Source organism: Streptomyces caniscabiei (genome assembly GCF_014930365.1).
Taxonomy (GTDB): Bacteria; Actinomycetota; Actinomycetes; order Streptomycetales; family Streptomycetaceae; genus Streptomyces; species Streptomyces caniscabiei.
Window position 1 is genome coordinate 134539 of record NZ_JABXWI010000003.1, and the last position, 21724, is coordinate 156262.

At 73.3% G+C, this 21724-nt stretch carries 15 protein-coding genes; 6 read left to right on the forward strand and 9 right to left on the reverse strand.

From position 1 onward, the window contains the following. Nucleotides 1–137: 137 nt before the first annotated feature. Nucleotides 138–914 carry a hypothetical protein gene (locus tag HW837_RS09030; protein ID WP_045559926.1) on the forward strand — a complete coding sequence of 259 codons (777 nt, stop codon included), beginning with the start codon at nt 138–140 and terminating at the stop codon, nt 912–914. Nucleotides 915–1162: 248 nt separating this feature from the next. Here the strand turns inward: HW837_RS09030 and HW837_RS09035 are convergent, their stop codons facing one another. Next, nucleotides 1163–2053: a GntR family transcriptional regulator gene (locus HW837_RS09035; protein WP_371271731.1), complete on the reverse strand. Its 891-nt coding sequence runs from the start codon at nt 2051–2053 to the stop codon at nt 1163–1165. 198 nt (nt 2054–2251) lie between these two features. Between HW837_RS09035 and HW837_RS09040 the strand changes: the two genes are divergently transcribed. Both HW837_RS09040 and HW837_RS09045 read left to right on the forward strand, forming a co-directional pair. Next, on the forward strand, nt 2252–3118 hold the full coding sequence (locus tag HW837_RS09040) for a (2Fe-2S)-binding protein (RefSeq protein ID WP_045559716.1): 867 nt from the start codon (nt 2252–2254) through the stop codon (nt 3116–3118). Nucleotides 3119–3455: 337 nt separating this feature from the next. Further along, complete coding sequence (locus HW837_RS09045) at nt 3456–4514, forward strand: DUF2637 domain-containing protein (RefSeq protein ID WP_045559717.1); 1059 nt, start codon at nt 3456–3458, stop codon at nt 4512–4514. A 121-nt stretch (nt 4515–4635) separates the two neighbouring features. Here the strand turns inward: HW837_RS09045 and HW837_RS09050 are convergent, their stop codons facing one another. Both HW837_RS09050 and HW837_RS09055 read right to left on the reverse strand, forming a co-directional pair. Further along, entirely contained in the window at nt 4636–5115 is a 480-nt protein-coding gene (locus HW837_RS09050) for an ATP-binding protein (protein WP_045559928.1), read from the reverse strand. Between the two features lie 443 nt (nt 5116–5558). Then, nucleotides 5559–7202, reverse strand: coding sequence for a protein phosphatase 2C domain-containing protein (locus tag HW837_RS09055; RefSeq protein WP_408994914.1), 1644 nt, complete (start codon nt 7200–7202; stop codon nt 5559–5561). 739 nt (nt 7203–7941) lie between these two features. Here HW837_RS09055 and HW837_RS09060 point away from each other — a divergent pair. From HW837_RS09060 to HW837_RS09070, 3 genes are all read left to right on the forward strand, one after another. Then, on the forward strand, nt 7942–8169 hold the full coding sequence (locus HW837_RS09060; protein ID WP_052682965.1) for a hypothetical protein: 228 nt from the start codon (nt 7942–7944) through the stop codon (nt 8167–8169). 504 nt (nt 8170–8673) lie between these two features. Continuing rightward, nucleotides 8674–9657 (forward strand): helix-turn-helix domain-containing protein, encoded by a 984-nt coding sequence (locus tag HW837_RS09065; protein ID WP_045559718.1) that lies wholly within the window; start codon nt 8674–8676, stop codon nt 9655–9657. 45 nt (nt 9658–9702) lie between these two features. Continuing rightward, on the forward strand, nt 9703–10185 hold the full coding sequence (locus HW837_RS09070; protein ID WP_045559719.1) for a DUF456 domain-containing protein: 483 nt from the start codon (nt 9703–9705) through the stop codon (nt 10183–10185). A 43-nt stretch (nt 10186–10228) separates the two neighbouring features. Here the strand turns inward: HW837_RS09070 and HW837_RS09075 are convergent, their stop codons facing one another. From HW837_RS09075 to HW837_RS09100, 6 genes are all read right to left on the reverse strand, one after another. Further along, nucleotides 10229–10729 (reverse strand): methylated-DNA--[protein]-cysteine S-methyltransferase, encoded by a 501-nt coding sequence (locus HW837_RS09075; protein WP_045559720.1) that lies wholly within the window; start codon nt 10727–10729, stop codon nt 10229–10231. Continuing rightward, a complete protein-coding gene (locus tag HW837_RS09080; protein WP_193381004.1) occupies nt 10726–12126 on the reverse strand; it encodes a DNA-3-methyladenine glycosylase 2 family protein in 1401 nt (466 codons plus the stop codon). Before HW837_RS09080 ends, HW837_RS09075 begins: the two co-directional genes overlap by 4 nt. A 141-nt stretch (nt 12127–12267) precedes the next feature. After that, on the reverse strand, nt 12268–13395 hold the full coding sequence (gene rsgA, locus HW837_RS09085) for a ribosome small subunit-dependent GTPase A (RefSeq protein WP_390623550.1): 1128 nt from the start codon (nt 13393–13395) through the stop codon (nt 12268–12270). Nucleotides 13396–13675: 280 nt separating this feature from the next. Then, complete coding sequence (locus HW837_RS09090; protein ID WP_193381005.1) at nt 13676–15205, reverse strand: cellulose-binding domain-containing protein; 1530 nt, start codon at nt 15203–15205, stop codon at nt 13676–13678. A gap of 215 nt (nt 15206–15420) precedes the next feature. Then, nucleotides 15421–16746 (reverse strand): radical SAM protein, encoded by a 1326-nt coding sequence (locus tag HW837_RS09095; RefSeq protein ID WP_045559723.1) that lies wholly within the window; start codon nt 16744–16746, stop codon nt 15421–15423. A 334-nt stretch (nt 16747–17080) separates the two neighbouring features. After that, nucleotides 17081–21556, reverse strand: coding sequence for a discoidin domain-containing protein (locus HW837_RS09100; protein ID WP_193381006.1), 4476 nt, complete (start codon nt 21554–21556; stop codon nt 17081–17083). Nucleotides 21557–21724 lie beyond the last annotated feature (168 nt).

Consider the following 21724-nt stretch of genomic DNA (forward strand, 5'->3'; position numbering starts at 1 on the left):
TGGGCGAAGATCGAAGTGCGCCGTCCGCACCCCATGACTTTGTGAATTCCTTCACCCACCCCCTTGGCCGGGCGCCGGGATTCGTGCTGAGATGCCGCCACCACTCAAAGCTCAAGGACGTGCTCGGGGAGGGCAACGTGGCGCATACCGCCATGTCTGGTGACGGAACGACAGCCGGTGACGATCCACTCCAGACCGCGGTATGGCGGCTGCGCTCACGCGCCTGCTGGGTCGACGCGGCCGCCCTGATCGAGCCCGACGGTCCACGGGCCTCGCTCCAGCGGACCGCACTGCTCGTCGAGCGCTGCCTCTACACCGAGCAGGGCTGGGAGGACGCCGAGGACGCGCTGCGCACGGCCGAGGCACAGGCCCGCACCGACGACGAGCGCGGCGCGGCCGCCTGCGAGCGCGGTCAACTGGCGTACGCGGCCACGCTGCTCGGGGTCCGGGACCGCTCCGACGAGGCGCGGGCCGCGCTCGGCCGGGCGGCGGCCCTGATCGCCCCCGGCGCGCCCGGCCGGGCCCTGCTCGACTTCCGGCGGGGCCTGCTCGCCGAGAACCTCGCCCACTCCCCGCAGGCCGCGCGCGCCGCCTACCGCCGGGCCCACGCCGGTGCCACCGCCCATGACGACCTGCTCCTTCAGTCCTTCACCTGGCGCCATCTCGCCGGGCTCGCCCTGCGCGAGGGCGAGTTGGCCGAGGCGCGGCACGGCTTCGCCGAATCCCTGCGCATCAGGGAGGAGTTGGGGTACCTCGTGGGCACCGCCCCAGCGCTCGTCTCGCTCGCCGAGACGGAGTCCGAGCCGGAGGCGTCGCGACTGCGGGAGGAGGCGGGGCGGTTGTTCCGGCTGCTGGGCGGGGTGCCGATCTGGCTGGCGCGGCAGCTGGCGCCGCCACCGGCGGCTACGGCGTGACGGGGTGACGGCGCGGCGTCATGGCTCGGGGGTGCGGGTGCGTCGGCGGGTGCGGGTGCGTGGGGGCTGGTCGCGCAGTTCCCCGCGCCCCTGAAAAGCCGGGGCTGCGCCCCGCGCTTTTCATCCCGCAGCCCCGTCGCCTTTCAGGGCCGCGGGGCCGTGGTCTTTCAGGCCCGCAGGGCCTGGGCTTTCAGGGGCGCGGGGAACTGCGCGAGAAGCCCCACGCACCCGCACCCGCCGACGAGCCCTCAGCCCCCCACCCCGAAATGCCGCTCCACCAGACAGCACGCCGCCTCCAAATCCCCCGCCACCAACGCGTCCAGCAACGCGATGTGCTCGGCGGCGTCAGCCATCAGTTCCACGCGGCCCCCGCTGCCGGACACCCCCACCTGGCCGCCCCCCAACGGCAGTTGCGTCCGCCGGTGGAGGTCGTCCGTGAGCTGCAGCAACTGCTCGTTGCCTGACAGCCCCAGCACCCCGCGGTGAAAGGCCCGGTCCGCCTCCCCGTACGTCGCCCGGCACCCGGAGGACGCCGCCCGCGCCGTCTCGTCGGCGAGGGGCCGCAGCTCGCCCCAGCGGTCCGCCGGCAGCGTCCGCGCGAGCCTCATGACCACCGGCACCTGGAGCAGCGCCCGCACCTCCGCCAGTTCGGCCAGCTCCCGGGCGCCCCGCCGTACGACACGGAAGCCCCGGTTGGGCACGACCTCGACCGCGCCCTCGATGGCCAGTTGCTGCATCGCCTCGCGCACGGGCGTCGCGGAGACCCCGAACCGCTCCCCCAGCGCGGGCGCGGAGTAGACCTCGCCCGGCGACAGGTCCCCACCGGCGAGCGCGGCCCGCAGCGCGTCGAGGATCTGGCCCCGCACGGAGGCCCGCTGGACGACGGGACGTCCCTGGGCGCGCGGCAGCGGGATCGGGACCTCGCTGTGCGTGTGCTCACCCCGGGCCGCGTCGGCGCCGGGCCCGGTGTCGCCCCGGCCCCCGGCCGCGGTGCCGTCCGCCGCGATGCCCCGCTCCCGGTCGACGTCCGCGACACCGGGCTGCGCGGGCACGCGGTACGCCGACGCCGGACGAGCGGCGGCGGGGTCCGGCGCGCTCATGGCCGTGGCCTCGCGCGGGCGCGGTCCGGCCTGCTCCACGGGTCCTCCTCCGAGCCGAGTCGAGTGTCGAACGGGTCGAGTAGCGCGGCCGACGGGGTACATGGGGGCGGTTAGGTCACTACTCGGGTTGTTACCGGTCGTAAAGCACCATAGGCGCACATGACCTCAGTTCAAACCTCGACCACCTCGGGTAAGGTAAGCCTTACTTGGCAGCGATGGTGAAACGGCGGTCTCCGTATGCCCCAGACAGCACCGGCACCGGCACCCACTTCACGCAGGTCGCCCCTGGCGGCGGCGTACGCGCGCCTCACCGAGGTGCTGCCGATGATGAGCGTGACAGAACTCTCCCCCATGGATCCATTGCCCGATGGTGAGGGGTGGGTCTCCGCCGCCGGACTGGCGGCGGCGGGAGCCGAGCTCGACTCGTTCCTGGCGTGGGACGAGGCCCAGATACTGCGGGACCACGGCCGCGAGGGCCGCCCGGACGTGGTGGCGACCTTCGGACTGCACCGCTACTCCTGGTACGCCTGCCTGCTCTTCACGGTCCCCTGGTTCCTCCAGCGCCGGGTGCCGCGCTTCCCCGTCGGGCACGTGGCGTTCCAGCGCGAGCAGAGCCGGCTGGTGGTGCGCGGAGAAACGTTCAGCTGCCTGCCGGACGACCCGGCGGCCGGTGAACCCGGCGCCCGGGTCGTGGCGGACGAGGAGGCGCTGCGGGCCGAGGTGCGGGCCGCGTTCGCCGAGCACATAGAACCGGTGCTGGCCGGCTTCGGCCCGCGCATGCGGCGGCGCGGACGGGCGTTGTGGGGCATGGCGACCGACGAGGTCGTCGAGGGCATCTGGTACATCGCCGAACTCCTGGGCCCCGACGAGCGGGAGCGCTGCCGGCGCGAGCTGGAACTGCTGCTCCCGGGCTCGACGCGGCCGTACGTGGGCGCGGCGGGCTTCCGTGAACTGACCGGCCCCGGCGGCGAGTCGCTGCCCACCCGGGAACGGGCGAGCTGCTGCATGTTCTACACGCTGGTCCCGGAGGACACCTGCGTCACCTGCCCGCGCACGTGCGAGACGGAGCGGATCTCCAAACTCACGGCCGCCGCCACCGGTTGACAGCGCCTCACCGCGGGCCGGTGGACGGTGCGCGGGCGGCCCCCCGGCGATCGCCCGCGGCATGTGTCGTAAGATCCACTCCGGGTGGGACCCTCGTCGGGTTACAGGTGGTTCACAAATTCCTCACTTGTCGCAGGAACTTTCCGTGGAACCACTCGAACGGGTAATCTCACTCGCACTCTACTCCCGTCCCTCGCGCGGTAGTTCGAGCAGAATGCCGCCTGGCGTCACTCATTGCACTTCTTTGGCGGTCTCTTGCCCCGAAACCCCCTGAGGGCCGCGAGGATTGGGCCACTATGGCGGGCGTTACGCCCTATCCCAATGCAAGGGACCCCTGATGAGATTGACCGACATATCGCTGAACTGGCTGCTTCCGGGCGCCGTACTGCTCCTGGGCATGCTGGCGGCGGTTGCGGTGCTCGCGCGCGGCAAGCGCTCCGGGGAGCACGCGAAGACCGAGGATTCCTGGGAACGTAGCGAGGAGCGCCGCAGGCGCAAGGAGAGCCTCTACGGCCTCTTCTCCTACATTCTCCTCTTCTGCTGTGCCGCGGTCGCCGCCGCGCTCTCCTTCCGCGGCCTGGTGGGCTTCGGTGAGCAGAACCTGGGCCTCACCGACGGATGGCAGTACCTGGTTCCGTTCGGGCTGGACGGTGCCGCCATGTTCTGCTCGGTCCTCGCGGTGCGCGAGGCCAGCCACGGTGACGCGGCTCTCGGTTCCCGCATACTCGTGTGGACGTTCGCCGGTGCGGCGGCCTGGTTCAACTGGGTGCACGCGCCCCGGGGTCTCGGCCACGACGGCGCCCCGCAGTTCTTCGCCGGCATGTCCCTGTCCGCCGCGGTGCTCTTCGACCGCGCGCTGAAGCAGACCCGCCGGGCCGCACTGCGCGAGCAGGGCCTCGTGCCGCGTCCGCTGCCGCAGATCCGGGTGGTCCGCTGGATGCGGGCCCCGCGTGAGACCTACAGGGCCTGGTCGCTGATGCTCCTGGAGGGCGTGCGCAGCCTGGACGAGGCCGTGGACGAGGTCCGCGAGGACAAGCGGCTGAAGGAGGAGACCCGGTCGCGCAAGCGCGAGCAGGAGCGTCTGGAGCGCGCCCACCTCAAGGCCATCAGCCGGGGCCACCGGGGTCTGCCCGGTCGTGGCGGCGGTGGCGGCGGTGGCGGACGCCAGGTCGACACCACCGTGGAGCGTGTGCCGGCGGCCCAGGTGGCCTCGGACTCCGCCATATCCACGCCGGAACAGCTGCCCGTGCGTACGCGTCCCTCCCTGCAGCCCGTCCGCAACGGCGCTGACAAGTCGATCACGGTCGACCTCACCGCGGAGGACGACACCATGGCCCTGCCGCGGCTCGACTCCCTGGAGCGCAAGCTCAAGGATCTGGAGCAGCAGTTCGGCTGAGCAGGACGAGCCACACATCGGACAGGGGCGCGGCGAGAGCCGCGCCCCTGTCCGTTCGCCCACTGCCACCGCGACGCCGATCCCGCGGACGCCGGTCCGGCGGAGGCTTCTCGGAAGGGCCTTAGGTCAGGCCGCCGTCGAGGTCGAACCACACCGACTTGCCCACGCCGTGCGACCGTACCCCCCAGGCGTCGGCGAGGGACTGGACGAGGAGCAGACCGCGTCCGTTCGTGCTGTCGTCGGCGGGCGGCACCCTCGGCTTGGGCCTGCGGCCCACGAAGTCCCGTACCTCCACGTGCAGTCCGCGGGGCGAGACGGTGGCGGTCAGCACCGCGTCGTGGTCGGTGTGGATGATCGCGTTGGTGACCAGCTCACTCGTCAGCAGCTCCGCTATCTCCGATCTGCCCGGTCGCCCCCATTGCCGCAGCAGCTCCCGCAGCGCCCTGCGGGCCTCGGGCACCGCCCTCAGGTCGGCCCGCCCGAGTCTGTGCCTGAGCTGTTCGGCGTCGGCCTTCTTCGCCGCCTCGCCGACCGCCTCCTCCACCTCTGCCGAGGAGGCCCCGATCGCCGTGGGACCGCCTCCTCGTGCCTGCCTCTTCATGACCCCCGCCCACGCGCCGATGACGATTCCCTCCTGCTCGAACACGTACACGGGGATCCATGCCCCGTCCGGATCGCGGCACTCATGTCGAATCGTGAACGACCGCCCGTACGCTTTCAAACGCACAGAGTCAAGCCAGCTGCCAGTACCTCGCGAGAGCGCTTGCCGCCCCGTGAAACCACCGCACAGCCCTACGAACCCGGCCCCCGCCCCGCTCCCCACAGCCCTCGGCGCCCCCGGTCCTCGCCCCCGACTGCCCGCGCGGGGCTGCGGATCCAGCCGTGTGCCACTGGGACGCGACGGCCGAGCGCGCGGTGTCTACCCCGGCCGGGGCGGCCCACGCACCCGATGATGTTGATTGGCCGGAATCGCGCGCTGGTACAGGCCAACTCACGGCCGAAAGCTGCCGATCGACGCCCGTCCGCGCCCGCCGGGGGCCGCCGTCAGGTCTCCCACACGGCGGCGGCCGTACGGTCGTCCGTGTACCCCTTGACCCTGACCTGGGCGTCGGCGAGGAAGGCGGCGAGCCCGGGCGGTTCGGCGCCTCCCCAGCGGGCCGCCAGATGCTCGGCGAGCGGCGGCTCCCCACGCAACGGTTCGGCCAGACCGCCGGTGCACAGCAGCAGGACGTCCTCCTCCCGGGCCACGGAGGCACGGAAGCGGAAGGGCTCGCGGGGCGGGGCCGGAGCGGGCTCGTACGGGCTCGGGGGCGTCGTGATGCCCAGGTCCATGGTGAGGCGGTCGCCGTCGGGGGTCTCGTGCGGCAGCGAGCCGAAGCCGACCACCGGGGCACCGGCCGTGTCGGCGACCCGGGGCTCTATGTCCTGCCACTCGCCGCCCCGCAGCCGGAACAGTCCGCCCGCGCCGACCCCGAAGAACACGCGCGTACGGCACCCGGGGTCGGCCGGGAGCAGCAGACAGCGCAGGCTCGCCGTGTACTCCTCCGGGTCGAGCCCCTGCTCCACGGCGCCGGCGCGGAGCTTGCCGAGACTGCGGTCGGTGAGGCGGTGCAGCCCCGACTTCAGATCGCCGCGCCGGGCGGCCCGGATGTCCTCCACCAGCCGCACATGGCTCAGCCCGACGGCCCGGCCGATCCACCGGCACGCCTCCGCCGCCGCACGGTGCGCTCCGGGGGTGGCCCGGGCGCCGGTCGCCATGGCCACCAGGACGAGTGCCTGCTCGCCGAGGCCGAAGCGGGCGGTGAGGAGCGCGTCGCGGCGCGGCTCGCCGCGGTAGCGCGCGGAGTCCCCGCGCAGCGACGCGGCGCGCAGCGTGCACGCCCCGTAGCGCGCGCCGTCCAGCACCGTGTCCGCCACCAGGTCGCCGAGGTCCTCCGGGTCCGCCGGCGGCAACGCGGTCGGCTCCGCGTCGTAGGTGGGCGGGCCGGACCCCACGTACTCGACCCGCACCCGCCCGCTCTCGCCGACGAGCGACACCTCGTCCGCCTGGAGGGTGGGGATGTCGGGCTGGGTGGCGGGCCGGGCGTCGGAGGGCTCCGAAGGGGCCGGTGAGGGGGCGCCGGGTGGGGAGGTCGGCTGGGCGGGGATCGGGGCCGGCGTCCGGTGGGGGCTCCGGTCGGGCGGGCGGCGCCAGGGCGCGGCCGCGCGGAAGCCCGGCGGGGTGGGCCCGGGCGGAAAGGTCACGGGCCCCGACGGTTGGACCGACGGTGGCTCCCACGGCGCGGGCTGCGGAGTGAGCCCGCTGAGCCGGGGGTCCCTGGCGGGCGGGAAGCCCGACGAGCCGAGCGGTTGACGCGGGACGGCCGCGAAGGGCGCCCGCGGACCGGCCTCGCCGGACGGGGCGACACCGCGCTCACCGGGCGAGGCGGTGTCGGCGCGGGACGGCCGACGCGGGTCGACGTCGCCGGGCCCGACGGGACCGACGGGACCGGGACTCACGGACGGACGCGGAGGAACAGCGGGCGGTACGGCGCCACTGCCGACACCGGCCGGGCCGTGCGAGCCGTGCGGGCCGACATCGACAGGCGGCACCGGTCCCGGGCCGGCATCGACGGACGCCGCAGGGTCAGGGCCGGCCGACGGACGCGGAGGAACAGCGGGCGGCACGGAACCGGGGCCGGGGCCCATCCCCGGGCCGGCATCGACGGAGGACACAGGATCAGGACCGGCCGACGGACGCGGAGGAACAGCGGGGGACGCCGGCCCCGGGCCCGACGCCGCAGCCGGGTCGGCATCGACAGGCTGCGCGGAATCTGGGCTGGACGGCGGACGTGGAGGGGCAGCGGGGGGTGTGGGCGTGGTGTCGGGAGCGGTGGCCCGGTGTGCGGCCCGGTCGCCCCGGCGGTCTTGGTCGTCGCGGCCGGCGGGGTCGTTCGGTGGGCTCTGGGGCGGCACCCGGTCCGGGTGGGCGCCCGGCGAGCCCTGCGGTGGCACCCGGTCGGAGAGGGCACCCGATCGACCCGGACGGGCGTCCTGCGGAGCCGTGCGCGGGCCGCTCGGCGAGCTCGCCCCGTCACCGGAATCGCCCGCCCCGCCCCACCCGCCTCCGGAACCATCCGCCCGGCCCGACCCAGCTCCGGAACCATCCGCCCGGCCCGACCCGCCTCCGGGTCCGGCCGCCCGGCCCGGCGTCCCGCCCGACTCACCTCTGGCAGCCGACGTACCCGGCACAGACGCCCAGGCGCCCGACGTACCCGGCACGGCGCCCCAGGCCCCTCGCCCGCCCGAACCATCCGAGCCACCACCTGAGCGACCTGAGCGACCGGAGCCGTCCGGCGCAGCCGGAGCGCCTGGCGCACCCGGCGCACCCGGCGCACCCGGCGCACCCGGCGCACCCGGCGCACCCGCAGGACGCACCGGCGTCGCCGTGTCCGACGCGTCCCATGGGCTCACCTCATCCCGCCCAGCCGGTGAACCCGGCCCGGTCGACCCGCCCGGCGTCGTCGAGGGCTCCGGTGGTGGCGGGTTCGGGGTTCCGTCCCTGACCGTCTTCGCCGCCGAGGCGAAGCGGTCGTCGAGGGAATCGGCCGCCACCGAGGCGCCCGTGTCCCCGTTCGCGTCGTCGTACAACTGCCGCCACCAGTCGTCCTCGTGACCGGTCGGCCTCTCCCCCTGCTGACTCATGCCCCTAATTGTCCACCTCGGGAGCCGTATGAAAACGGGGCATCCGGAAAATCGTCCCACGCGGCCGGCACCCCGTCGGCGTGTCGGACTACATGCCGAACTCCGGTGCGAGACAAGGGAGTCGAGAGGAGGGCGGGAGACGGCGGGAGGATGGTGGGAGATGAGGGAAATGCGGCGGATCGGGAAGTATGGGGGGAGTGGGGGCGCTCGGGTCGGGGCGCCCCGGAGCGCGCTGCGGAGCACGTCGTTCGGGGACCGCCGGGCGGTGCCACCCCCCCACAGGAGAAACCGCCCGGCGGTGCCGGGGTGACCGGCGCGCGGTGCGGGCGCGGGGGCCGGTCGGCCCGAGTGTGCGGGAGGTTCCTGGGATTTCGCTGTGCGACCCCGCCTGCCGGTGGGGCGCCCGGTGCGGTGATGATGGGCCGACGCGGAAGTGCGCCGAGGAGGCGCGGCGAGTGAGGGGCGGCGTCGCCGGATGCTGGGAGCGATCGGTCTCGACGAGACGCACGAGTCGGCCTACCGGGCCCTGGTGTCCGTGGGCGCCGCCGACGTACCGGACCTGGCGCGCCGGCTCGCGCTCGGGGAGCACGACACCGAACGCGCGCTGCGCCGACTGGAGCGGCACGGTCTCGCCGCCCAGTCCTCCGCGCGCCCCGGCCGCTGGGTCGCCGCACCCCCCGGCGTGGCCCTCGGCGCCCTGCTCACCCAGCAACGGCACGAGCTGGAGAAGGCCGAGCTGACGGCGGCGCTGCTCGCCGAGGAGTACCGGACGAACGCGGCCGAGCCCGCGGCGCACGACCTGGTCGAGGTGGTGATCGGCTCGGCCGCGATAGCGCAGCGCTTCCTGCAGCTCCAGCTCGGCGCCACGGAGGAGGTCTGCGCCATGGTCACCGGGGCTCCCATCGCGGTCTCCGGGCCGGAGAACAACCCCGCGGAGGAGCAGGCGACCGGTCGCGGCGTCGGTTACCGCGTGGTGGTCGAACGGGCCGTCCTGGACGAGGACGCCGGGCTGACCGAGCTGTCCGCCGCGCTGGGCCGGGAGGAGCGGGTGCGGGTCATGGACGAGGTGCCCACGAAACTCGTCATCGCCGACCGGACGCTCGCCATGCTGCCGCTCACCACGCACACCGCCGAGCCCGCCGCGCTCGTCGTCCACGCGAGCGGCCTGCTGGAGCTGCTGTCGGGCCTGTTCGAGTCGGTCTGGCGGCAGGCCCTCCCGCTGCGCCTGGGATCCGGCCGGGTCATCGAGGACGTCCCGGACGCCCCCGACGCCACCGATCTGGAGATCCTCTCCCTGCTGCTGGCCGGCATGACCGACGCGAGCGTCGCCAAACAGCTGGACCTGGGCCTGCGGACCGTGCAGCGCCGGGTGAAGGGCCTGATGGAACTCGCCGGGGTCACGACCCGGCTCCAGCTGGGCTGGCACGCCTACGAGCGGGCCTGGGTGACCCGGGACTGACACCCCTGACCTGCGCGTTCCCGCTGGGTCCGGCACCCTGGGCAGATGGGAGCGTGGGAACTCCTGCTGGTCGGGGTCGTACTGCTGCTCGGCCTGTGCGGAGTGCTGGTGCCCGGTGTTCCGGGGTCCTGGCTCGTGTGGGCCGGGGTCATGTGGTGGGCGCTGGAGGATCCGCGGCCCATCGCCTGGTGGGTGCTGGTGGGCGCGACCACGGTGCTGCTCGCGGCCCGGGCGGTCCGCTGGGTCCTGCCGCCCCGGCGCCTGACGGAGAGCGGTGCCACCCCGCGCATGGGGGTGTACGCGGGGGCCGGGGCCTTCCTCGGCTTCGTCCTCGTGCCCGTGCTCGGCGCGATCCCCGGCTTCGTCGGCGGTATCTACCTCTCCGAACGGCTCCGCCTCGGCCACCCCGGCGCGGCGAGGGCCGCGACGCGCACGGCGATGCGCTCGGGCGGTTCGAGCGTCCTGGCGGAGCTCTTCGCCTGTCTGCTGGTGACGGGGGCGTGGGTGGGCGTGGTGTTCGGCGGCTGAGCCGGCCGGGACTGCCGCCGACACCACCGACGGGCCGGGGCCGTCACGGCCGGAGTACGCCCTCCAGACCGAGGAGGAGGCGTTTGCGGTCGAGGCCGCCGGCGTATCCCGTGAGGGTGCCGTCCGCGCCGATCACCCGGTGGCAGGGGCGGACGATGAGGAGGGGGTTCGCGCCGATCGCGCCGCCCACGGCCCGGACGGCGGCGCGGGGTGCGCCGATCCGGGCGGCGACGGCGCCGTAGGTGACGGTCGCGCCGAAGGGGACGTCGTCGAGCGCGGCCCAGACCCGCCGCCGGAACTCGGTGCCCTCGCCGCGCAGCTCCAGCCGGAACTCCTTGAGCTCACCGGCGAAGTAGGCGGCGAGCTGTTCCTCGGCGGCCCGGAAGGGGGCGGGGTCGCGCAGCCAGCCCGGCAGCGGGACCCGGCCGCCCTTCTGCTCCGGTACGGAGAGGGAGGTGAGGGCGCCGTGCTCGTCGGCGGTGAGGAGGAGTCGCCCGACGGGACTGTCGACGACGGTGTAGTACGTCCGCTGCTCGGTGCTCACGGCTGAACTCCCTGTTCCTGTGTCCGAAGGTGTTGGACGGCGTACGACCGCCAGGGCCGCCAGGCGTCCGGCACGGCCTCGCCCGGGGGTGCCACGTCCGGGTCGCCGAGGGCGCGGGTGCGGATCTCGGCGACGGTACGGGCGTCCAGGCCGGGCAGTGCGAGGAGGGCCGCCTCGGTGGCGTCCCGGTCGGCGCCGACGTCGAGGCGGCAGGTGCCGTCGGCGAGGGCGCGTGCGAGGGCGCCGAGCGGGCCGCCCGCGCCGGCCAGCGCTCCGGGTTCGGGGAACAGGTGCGTCAGCGTCCCCCGCGGGGCGTCCAGCATCTTGCCGTACGCCCGCACGAGCCGTTCCGCCTCCGCGCGCCCGACGAGCGCCCGTACGGCGAACTCCTCCGGGTCGGCAGTGCCCGGTGAGCGCAGCCCCGGCCTGGCGGCGACGAGCGGGGCGAGCCGGGCGTCCTCGCCGAGGCGCTCGTCCACGGCGTACGGATCGGCGTCCAGGTCGAACAGCCGTCGCAGCCGCTGCACGGCGGTGGTGAGGTCCCGGGGGTCGGTGAGGTGGAGCCGGGCGTCGAGCCAGCCGCCGGACCGTCCCGGCGGGGCGGCCCCCGGTCGCTCGTCGACCTCGGCGATCGCGGTGCCGTACGGGAGGCGGAGGGTGCGCTGGTGGGTGCGGTGGCCGCGTACGCCGGTCGTCTCCTCGACGCCGGTGACGGACTCGGCGGCCAGGACGTCGAAGAGGGCGGTGGACCGGTACGGGCCCCGGTACGCGAGCCGGAGCGGGATGCCGGTCGTGGGTGAGCCGGCGGGCCGCCGGGGTGCGCCGGCGCGCAGGGCGCTGGGTGTCATGGCGTACACCGCGCGGATCGTGTCGTTGAACTGGCGCACGCTGGCGAAGCCGGACGCGAAGGCGATCTCGGTGACCGGGAGGGCGGTGGTCCGCAGCAGGACGCGGGCGGTGTGCGCCCGCTGGGCGCGGGCCAGGGCGACGGGCCCGGCGCCGACCTCGGCGGTGAGCTGCCGCCGGACCTGGCGCGCGCTGTAACCGAGCCGCACCGCCAGCCCGGCGACGCCCTCGCGGTCGACGACGCCGTCCCCGATGAGCCGCATGGCCCGGCCCACGGAGTCCGCGCGCACGTTCCACTCGGCCGAGCCGGGCACGGCGTCCGGACGGCACCGTCGGCAGGCCCGGAACCCGGCGCCCTGGGCGGCGGCCGCGGACGCGTAGAAGCGGACGTTCTCCCGTTTCGGCGTCACCGCCGGGCAGCTCGGCCGGCAGTAGATCCCGGTCGTCCGGACGGCGAAGAAGAACTCCCCGTCGAACCGGCCGTCCCTGCTCCGCACGGCCTCGTACCTGGTGTCCTCGTCCCCCGTGCCGTCCTTCATGCCGTCCTTCATGTCCTCAAGTGTCGACGACGCGGAGGCGGCGGGCTGGCGGTATTCGGACACTGCGCCCCTGAGAGGCAAGGGGCGCAGCCCCTGCCTCTCAGGGGGCGCGGGGAACTGCGCGACAAGCCCCCACTCACCCGCGCCGGGAACTCACCGCAAGCCACCCCGCTTCGCCTCCATCGCCGCCCGCCCCTGCGCGCCCCGCCGCTTCCACTCCTTGCGGATCTCCGCCCGCAGTCGCGCGTCGCTCTTGGCGACGATCCGCTGGTTCTCGCGGAGCAGCTTGCGGTAGCTCTCGAGCCGCCGCTCGGGCAGTTCACCGGACTCGACCGCGCCGAGGACGGCGCAGCCGGGCTCGGCGACGTGCGCGCAGTCGTGGAAGCGGCAGTCCGCGGCCAGTTCCTCGATCTCGGCGAAGACCTGTCCCACGCCGGTCTCGGCGTCCCACAGGCCGACGCCGCGCAGCCCGGGTGTGTCGATGAGGACACCGCCGCCGGGCAGGACGAGCAGGTTGCGGGTGGTCGTGGTGTGCCGTCCCTTGCCGTCCACGTCGCGGGTGGCCCGGACGTCCATGACGTCGTCGCCGAGCAGCGCGTTGGCGAGGGTCGACTTGCCCGCGCCGGACTGCCCGAGCAGGACGGAGGTGCCCCCGGCGAGCACCGCGGCGAGGACGTCGAGACCCTCGCCGTGGGTGGAGCTGACCGTCAGCACGGGGACGCCGGGCGCGACGGTCTCCACGTCCTGCACGAGATGCCCCAGGGTGACGGCGTCCGGCACGAGGTCGGCCTTGGTGAGGACGACCACCGGCTGGGCCCCGGACTCCCAGGCCAGCGCGAGGAACCGTTCGACCCGGCCGAGGTCGAGTTCCACGGCGAGCGACACGGCGACGACCGCGTGGTCGACGTTGGCGGCGAGGATCTGCCCCTCGGCGCGCTTGGAGGAGGTGGAGCGGACGAAGGCGCTGCGGCGGGGCAGGTACGCGCGGATGTAGCGGGGGTCGCCCGCGGGTTCCACGGCGACCCAGTCGCCCGTGCAGACGACCCGCATGGGGTCGTGGGGGGTGACGAACGCGGTGTCGGCCCGCAGCGGACCGTCGGCGGTGACGACGTCGCACTGCCCGCGGTCGACCCGGACGACCCGCCCGGCCAGCAGGCCCTCGGCGGCGTAGGGGGCGAAGGCGTCCGCCCAGGCGTCGTCCCAGCCGTAGGGGGCGAGGTCGGACACGGACGCGGAGACGCGGGAGGAGACGGATCCGGAGGTGGAGAGGGAACCGGAGATGGAGCCGGAGGAAGTCAAGGGAGACCCTTCACAGGGTGGCCCCGGCGGTCGTGCAGGACGTGGGTGTCAGCCGGTGGCCACGGAGGTGGACTGGATGGATTCCTGGATGCGGGCAGCGCCCATCGCAATGACAGCCATCGGTCGACACCTCCTGTCTCACTCGTCGTCGTCGGCGACGGCGGCCGGAACGGCCGCCGTGCTCGGTGGTCTCACCCTAGCGGGGGCCCGAGGACCCCCGTCAACCGATTAATGGCGGCGCCCCCGGCGCCGCGCCCCGCGCTCAGTCCGCGCAGTCGCACTTCTTCCCGTTGAGCGTGAAGTTCACGGGGACGGGGTTGTCGTAGCCCTGCCAGATGCCGAGGAAGCCGACGCCGAAGGTGCCGCCCGCGGCGACGGTCTTGTTGTAGTCGGCGGAGGTGGCGGTGACCTTGGAGCCCTCCTGGTCGAAGGTGCCGTCCCACATCTGGGTGACGCGCTGCTCGGCCGCGTAGGTCCAGGCGATGTGCCAGCCGTCGAGGGCCTTGGTGGAGGTGACGGTGACGGCACCCTGGAAGCCGCCGGGCCATTCGTTGACGACCTGGTAGCGGACGTGGCAGGTGGCGTCGGACGACTTGCCGGGGTCCACCGGCTGGTGGGTGACGCGGGCGGGCGTCGAGGAGTCGCCCTGGGGTTCCTCGTGGCTGTTGCCGCCCTGGTTCTTGTCGCCCTTGTCGTCCTCGTCGCCGGAACCGGTCTCCTCGGGCCGCGACGTGCTCTGCAGCTCGGACGAGTCGCCGCCGGACGGCGCCCCGGTCACCGGGAACCTCGGGTCCTGCTGCACCACCGGCGACTCCCGCCCGGAGGAGCCCTCGACGACGGGCTCGTCGTCGCCGAACGGCATGAGGGAGACGGCGAGCGCCAGCACGGAGAGGAGACCGGCTCCGGCGAGCAGCCCGTTCCGGCTGAACCGGGGCCGCGGTTCCCGGCCCGGCGAGAGTCCCCGGTCGGTGCCGGTGGCGTCGGCGCGCCCGGGGAGCAGCCCGGCGTCGGCCGCGCGGCGGCGGCGCTCCAGGTAGGCGAGTCCGCCCCAGCCGATCACGCCGCCGGCGAGTGCGGCGGGCAGGCCGCCGCCGTGCAGGCCGAGGCAGCCCGCGGCCTCGGCGCACTGCACGCAGGTGGCGAGGTGGCGGGAGAGGTCGTCGGGGGTGTCGGTGCCGGGCGAGCGGGTCACCGCGTCCAGCAGCCGGGCGTAGGTGCGGCAGTCGGCGTGCAGGGGCGCGTCGAGCTGGCCGCGGTGGCAGCGGTCCCGGAACAGCGCCCGGACCTGGTCGAGTTCGGTCCTGGCGACCGCCGGGTCGAGACCGAGCCGGCGGGCCACCGAGCCGAGCGGCAGTGACTCGACCTCGGCGAGCCACAGCAGGGCCGCGTCGGGTTCCTGCATGTCCCGCAGGGCGCGCAGGGCGAGCGGGCGGTACAGCGGCGGGCCGGTGTAGCGGGCGGCCTTGTCCGAGTTGAGCCAGAGGCGCAGCTCGGGGTCGAGCCGGTGGCCCTGGCCGCCCGTCTCCCAGGCGGTGGCGCTGGTCCTGACCCAGGTCAGGAGGAACGGTATTCGAGGCAGGCGCAGGGCGCGCCGTCCGGCACCGCGGTCGGCCCCCGCCTCGGACTCCAGGGCGTGTGCCTCGTGCATGCCGTTCGTGAAGGCCTCGGTGGCCAGTTGGGTCGCCGCGGCCGAACCGGACGTGCACAGGTCGGCGTACGACAGGACCGCGTCCCAGCACTCCGAGAACAGCGCGGCCTCGGCGGCGTCCTGGGGCTTCGGCAGGTCGGGCATGGGTCTCCTGCATCCAACAGAGCGAGGGGGGAAGTATGCAAAAGTAGTCAACTGCCCTTTAAATCCAAGGGAGTTGGGGGGACCACCTTGCGGTGCCCCAGAGCTTTTCACGCTTCCCACACAACTGACAAGCTGCGTCTTCAAATGCGGTTACCAGCGGTCACACTGTTGAGTTGTACGTACGCCGACCCCGATCGACTCAACCGCCACAGGAGTTACTCGGCGGGAACCTCCTCGACGGCCGGAAGGCTGTCCATGAAGGAGCTGACGGAGAAGACGGCGTTGCCGGGGCCGGGCGGGCCGTAGCCGGGCGGCGACGACAGCCCGAACTCCTCCATCGTGGCGCGGTAGGCCTGCAGCAGCCGGATGTGGTACTCCAGCGGCGCGCCCTGCGGGTTGGCCTTGCCGAGCGGGGTGGTGGGCTCCGGGCACCAGGTGGTGAAGCGGGGCGTGATGCCCTGCGACATGAAGAAGCGCAGGCCCTCGGTGGTCGACGCGATCGCCTCGTCGACGGTCTTGAACCCGAAGGGTTCGGCCATCTCCACGCCCGCCACGAAGTTGGGGATCACGTTGCGCGCGCCGAAGACACCGGCGGAGTCCAGGATCCGCTTGTGCCACTCGTCGCGGCCGACGTACCGCTCCTTGCCGGGGCAGTACATCTTGAAGAGGTACTCGTCCCAGACCTCGTAGTTGGGGTGGTAGATCTTCACGCCGTAGTCGTGGAAGCGCTTGACGTCGTCCAGCGGCAGCGCCTGGGCGACGACCTTGCCGATCCAGCGGTCCGGGAAGCGCTCCTCGATGGCCTTGGCGTAGTGGCCGTAGAAGTCGGCCTCGTCCCGGCCGGAGACCGTCTTGGTGATGGCGCCGCCGGTGAGCGTGTACGCGGTGGACGTCTTCGCCGTGTCGTAGCGGTCGATGATCTCCAGGGCTTCGAGGACCTCGTCGACGTCCTTCACGCCCGTGTACGGCCGGCCCGCCGCCTTGTGCTGGCGCCAGTTGTGGTTGATGTCGCAGTACTGGCACTCCTCCTTCGCGCCGAAGTACTGGCAGACGCGGAAGACGGTCAGATAGATGAGGTAGCCCCACTGGATGGTGGGGGCCACCTCCATCACGGACTTCCCGTTGGAGAGGGTGTGCTTGTAGTACTCCGGCATGGGCGGGACGCCGACGTCCGCGATGCGCTTGCCGTCCAGGTAGAGGCCGAGGAGGCCGTCCTCGTCGGACGCCACCCGGTAGGGCGAGGACGGGTTGACCCGTACGGAGACGACCGTGCGCCGCAGGTCGTAGGGGCCGCCGGTGAGGATGATCTCCTCCGGCGGGCGGCGCAGGGCGGCCTCGCCCAGCTCGGGGAGGGTGCCGTGGTCGAAGGAGAAGATGAAGTACGACTTCGGCTTGACCTCGCCCTTCTCGTTGTCGCTCAGCGCGGAGGCGTCGAAGGCCACGCCGCCCCTGAGCAGGTCCTCCTTGAAGACGGCTTCCCGTGGCACGTGCGGGAACCTCTCCATCAGGTCCTCCACCAGTGCGGTGCGGCTGCCATCCATCCCGTTGTCTCCTCGCTCCCGACGTCGCGTGGGGGTTGCCCGTGCGCGTCCCCCACGGTATGCCTCCGGCGGTCAGGGGGAGGGAGCGGGGGGTTGTTCGGGGGTGGCGCCTACTGGGGTGGAGGGTGCGTGTCTCGTCGGCGGGTGCGGGTGCGTGGGGCGTCTCGCGCAGTTCCCCGCGCCCCTGAAAAAGCAGGGGCTGCGCCCCGTGCTTTTTCGGCCCGAGAGGGCCGTAGGCCCTTGAGGGGCGCGGGGAACTGCGCGAGAAGCCCCACCCATCCGCACCCGCCGACGCACCGAACCCCCCGAGCTCGACGGCGCGACGAAGGCCCCCTCAGTCCTCCGCCGCGTACGACCAGAACTCCACCTCCGTCAGGTTGCACCGCCCGTTGTGCGTGTCGTGGAGGCGGAGCAGCGGATACGTCGCCGTCGTCGGCAGGGCCGCCTCGTACCACGTGCCGTCCGTCGTCGTGCCGATGGTGTGCAGGTCGGTCCAGGTCGCGCCGCCGTCCGTGGAGCCGCGCAGCACCGTGCCCGTCGCCCGTGCCGCGAACCCGGCGCGCGGCAGGACGCGGAGCCTGTCGACCCGCAGGGTGCCGCCCGCGCCCGCGTCGATGTCGATCCAGCTGTCGGCCGCGAGGGTGTCCGTGTAGGTGGCGGGGTCGCCGTCGAAGGCCCGCCAGCCGTTGCCGGCCTGCGTCCCCGTGCCGGGCCAGGCGATGGTCGACGCCTTCACCATCGACGCGGTCACCTCGGTGCGGCGCAGCAATGTCTCCCGGGAGACGAGCAGCTCGTACGCCGCGTACACCTCGTCGATCCGGGTGTCCTCGTCCTTCCCGGTCTCCGCCTCCACCCGGTCGAGCTCGGCGGTGAAGGCCGCGTGGCTCTTCTTCGTCCATCCGGCCGGGTCGGTGGCGCGCGCCCGGGCGAGGACGTCGGCGAAGGTCTCGGCGACGGCCACGGCGGGTGCGGAGACCCGGGTGCCGCCGCCCACCAGGGCCGCCGTGACCCGGTAGTGGCGCCTGCCGTGCCGCAGCCCCTCGTCGTCGTGGGCGAGGGACCGGGTGTCCTTGGCGAGCACGTGCCAGGTGTCGCCGTCCGTGGACCGCTCCAGGGTGAACGTGAGCGCGTCCTCCGGCTTGCCCCAGCGGGCGGTGACGGTGTCGCCGTCCCGCTCCAGGGCGACGAGCAGCGGAGCGTTCCCGAGGCCGTCGACCTCCACCTCGGCGAAGGCCGCGTCGCCCGTGGCCACGACGCCCGCGTGCACCGCGTACGGGAAGGGGCAGAAGAGGCTGCCGACCGTCACCCAGGTACGGCCGTCGCGCGACACCTGGCCGTGCACCCGGTGGGTGGTGAGGTCGCGGACGAGCCGGAGGTACGGGGTGGCGGCCAGGGTGCGGCCGGGGAGAGGCCGGGTGATCGGGGAGCGGAGGTCGTCCTGCCAGTCGTGGCGGCTGTCGCGGGTGCGGTGGTGCAGGACGAGTCCGCCGTCGGCGTCGGCGCCGAAGTACACGTGCCGGGTGTCGGCGGTGAGCCGGTCGCGGAGCATCAGGCCGGTCGCGGGGCCCCGGGCGCCGTCCACACGGGCCGTGAGCGTGAAGCCGCCCACCGCCGGGCGGTTCACGAAGTGCAGTGCGTCGTCGATGTCGCGGGAGGAGACCCGGTAGTCGTCGCCCTCGCCGAGGCCGTCGCCGTGGGCGCCGAGGACGCGGACGGTCGAGCCGCGCACGATCGCACCGCCCTCGCGGGCGTGGTGGAGGGCGTCGTCGCGCCAGCCGGTCCGGCGCACCCCGGGCGAGGCGGGCCGCTTCAGCTCGGTCTCGATCGCGTACGACGCCGGGGCCCGGCCCGCCGCGTTCACCGCCGTGACCGTGTAGAAGCGGGTCTCGCCGGACCGCGCGGACGTGTCCGCGAAGTGCCGGCCCTTCACCCCGGAGGCGATCAGCTCGTACGGGCCCTTGCGTCGGGTCGCCCGCCGTACCTCGTAGTGCGTGGCGCCCGCTGACGTCTGCCAGGTGACCAGGACCGAGGCGTCGCCGGGCAGGGTGTGGACGAAGTCGACGGGGGAGGGCGGGAGTTCGGTGACGGTCTCCGACTCCAGGCGCAGCACCAGCCCGGTCATCGGCGGCACGCTCACCTTGCCGCCGCGCACCGGCAGCCTCCGGCCGCTCACCAGGTCGAGGACGCCCGTGCCGCCGCCCGGTACCGCCACCCGGTGGGTGCGCTCGTTCCCGTACGCCTTCCGGGTCGTGTTGACGGCGAAGAGGTAGCGGCCGTAGCGGGCCGTGAGGAGATCGGGGTAGCCCGAGTAGGCGTGGTCGGCCTCGAAGTTCTCGCGGTGGACCGTCCCCACGCCGGGCTGGAAGGTGATGGGGGCGATCTCGCCGGCGAGGGCCTGGAGGGCGGTGGAGTCGCCCGTCTGCTGGTCCTCCATGAAGTCGACGTCGATGTTGTCCATGCGGGCCCAGTAGTCCTCGTACCGGAAGAGCCCCTCGGTGTGCAGCTGGACGATGTGGTCGCGGTCGGGGTGGCGGACGTGGAGCCGGCCGTTGCGGGCGAAGCCGCGCTGGCGTTCGTTGAGATGGCCCCACAGATGGGTGTCGCCGTCGCGCAGGGAGACGAACATGCAGTCCACGTCGACCCAGGCGAAGCGCTCGTAGTCGGCGGTGCGCACCCCGAGCGCGGTGAGTTCGGCGGGGGTGTAGTAGGCGAAGTCGGTGTGCGGGTGGACGATGCCGGTCGGTTCCTGGTTCTTCAACCAGTCCCAGGTCTCGCCGAGTTCGAGGTCGTACTTGTTCTTCGACTTCACGGCGGAGAAGTTGGCGAAGTACTGGTGGTCGGCGATCTGCTGCTGGGCGAAGCCCACCGCCTCCCGGGCGTAGCGCCGGGTGCGGCTCCACTGCTCGCCGGCGTACCGCTCGGGGTGCTCGGCGATGTGGTGGGCGAGGGAGACGTAGTGGAGGAGCTTGCCCTCGGAGATGCGCAGGACGTAGCCGGGGAAGCCGGGGAAGTTGGTGTTGCGCTCGTCGACGACCATCTCCATGCGCATGGTCCGCTTGAGGTCGTCGTCGAGGTCGGTCATCCGGGCGTGCGAGCGGGCATGCAGGTTGCGCAGCGCCAACTCCAGTATTTTGTCGTTGAGTTGTTCGTCGCCCTCGTGGCCCCAGGTGCGGTGGAACCACTCGGGGAGGTAGTTGGTGGCCTCGCCGTAGTTGGCGACGTAGCCGTTCTCGCGGGTGTGGCCGGCCTCGGTCATGGTCGTGAAGTGGGTGCCGAGGGGGAGGCGGCGGACGATGTCGCCGTTCTTGTCGAGTTTGGAGCGGGCCAGCCCTTTGATGACGTACTTGACGTAGTCGTCGGTCCAGCGGGCCGTGGTGTCGTGCTGGAAGAGGGAGTGGAAGAGGTCGAGGTCCTGACCGTCGGGGCCGACCAGCACCTCCTCGCCGAGGAAGGGCTCCCAGCCGAGGGCCTCGCCGACGATGCGGTGGCTGCGCTCCCGCCCCTCGTAGTGCGGGGACCCGATCACCCGCAGGCCCTCGTGGGCCTCCCAGGCGCCCTCGTACGTGTACATCACCTGGTTGTAGATGTAGGAGAGGCGGGAGCGGGCGTAGTCGAAGTTGGCCTTCAGGACGCGTTCCCAGGCGGCGCGGCGGGTGAGGGGGCCGCCGTCCCGGCCGACGCCCGCGAGGGAGGTGGGCCCTTCCTCGGTGCCGGTGACGAACGGTTCGTCGAGGAACTCCTCGAAGGCCTCGCGGCCGTGGACATCGTTGTCGGCGATGACGTTCTCGACCAGGTACAGCGCCTGGCCGAGCGCCCCGTAGTAGCCGCCCCAGTCGCCCTGGTGCCCGCCCCAGGCCAGCAGCCTGGTGTTCCGGTAGTAGTCCTTGGTGTGGTTGTCGACGCACTTGAGGACCCGCAGCAGCGCGGCCTTCCGGGCGGCCGGGGTCTTCGCCGGGCACCAGGAGGCACGGGCCAGCGCGCCCGCGTAGAAGAACAGCTCCTCGACGTAGCGGACGATGGACAGCCTGCCGTCGGCGGTCGCGTCCACCTTCGCCGAGAGGGAGTCGAAGAGCTTCACCTGATCGGCGACATAGCCGTCGACGAGCGCCTGCCTCGCGGTGTCGTCGACGTCGGCGACCGTGGCGGTGGGCGGGGTGAACTCGGTCCGGGGATCGTCGCCGAGGTCGAGGTGGCTGCCGGTGTGGGTGTAGGCGCGGTGGTAGCCGCGGGAGTTCGCGGTCACCTTGCCGGAGAAGGCGCTGTCGTAGGTGCGCAGGGTGATCTCGGCCCGGGTCCGGCCGCGGGTGTGCTCCAGCGGCAGCATGATCGTGGCGTAGAAGAAGCGTCCGGGGAGGGGCCGGCTGGTGCCGGTGTTCAGGGCCTCGTAGTCGCCGGAGCGGCGGTAGCCGATCTGCTCGCCGTTGATGTACGCGATCGTCTTGTACGGGGAGGTGTCACCGCCCCAGAACTTCACCGTGAGGTGGTTCTGGTGGACCGGGTCGACGGCGACGGTGAAGCGGAGGTCGCCGCCCTTGACGCCGGGGGTGGAGAGGGGCCTCGCGACCCGCGCCCGGTCCCCCGCGTGGCCGTCGACGACCTCGGTGTCCGGGCCGTGGAAGTCGTGGGCCGCCTCGGAGTCCGCGTCGCCGAAGTCGACGAGGTCCAGCCGTCCCGCGCCGCCCGCCGCGGCGCCGGTCCCCCGCTCGGGCGCGTCCCCGGCAGCCGCCGCCGGGGACCAGGCACCGGCGAGGGCCAGTGTGCCGGTGCCCGCCGCGGCCGTGGTCAGGACGGATCTTCTGGAGATGGGCATGCGGAGTCCTCCCGGCCGGGCGCACAGCACAGCAGTAAACGTTCTCTGCGGAAGGTAGGGGGCTCCGGTCGAGGTCGACAAGATGTCGTACGGCAGAAAGACTTTCGATCGCCCTGTAAAACAGACAACGGTTGTCGGCGTGATCACGCCGACAACCGTTGTCTGTCT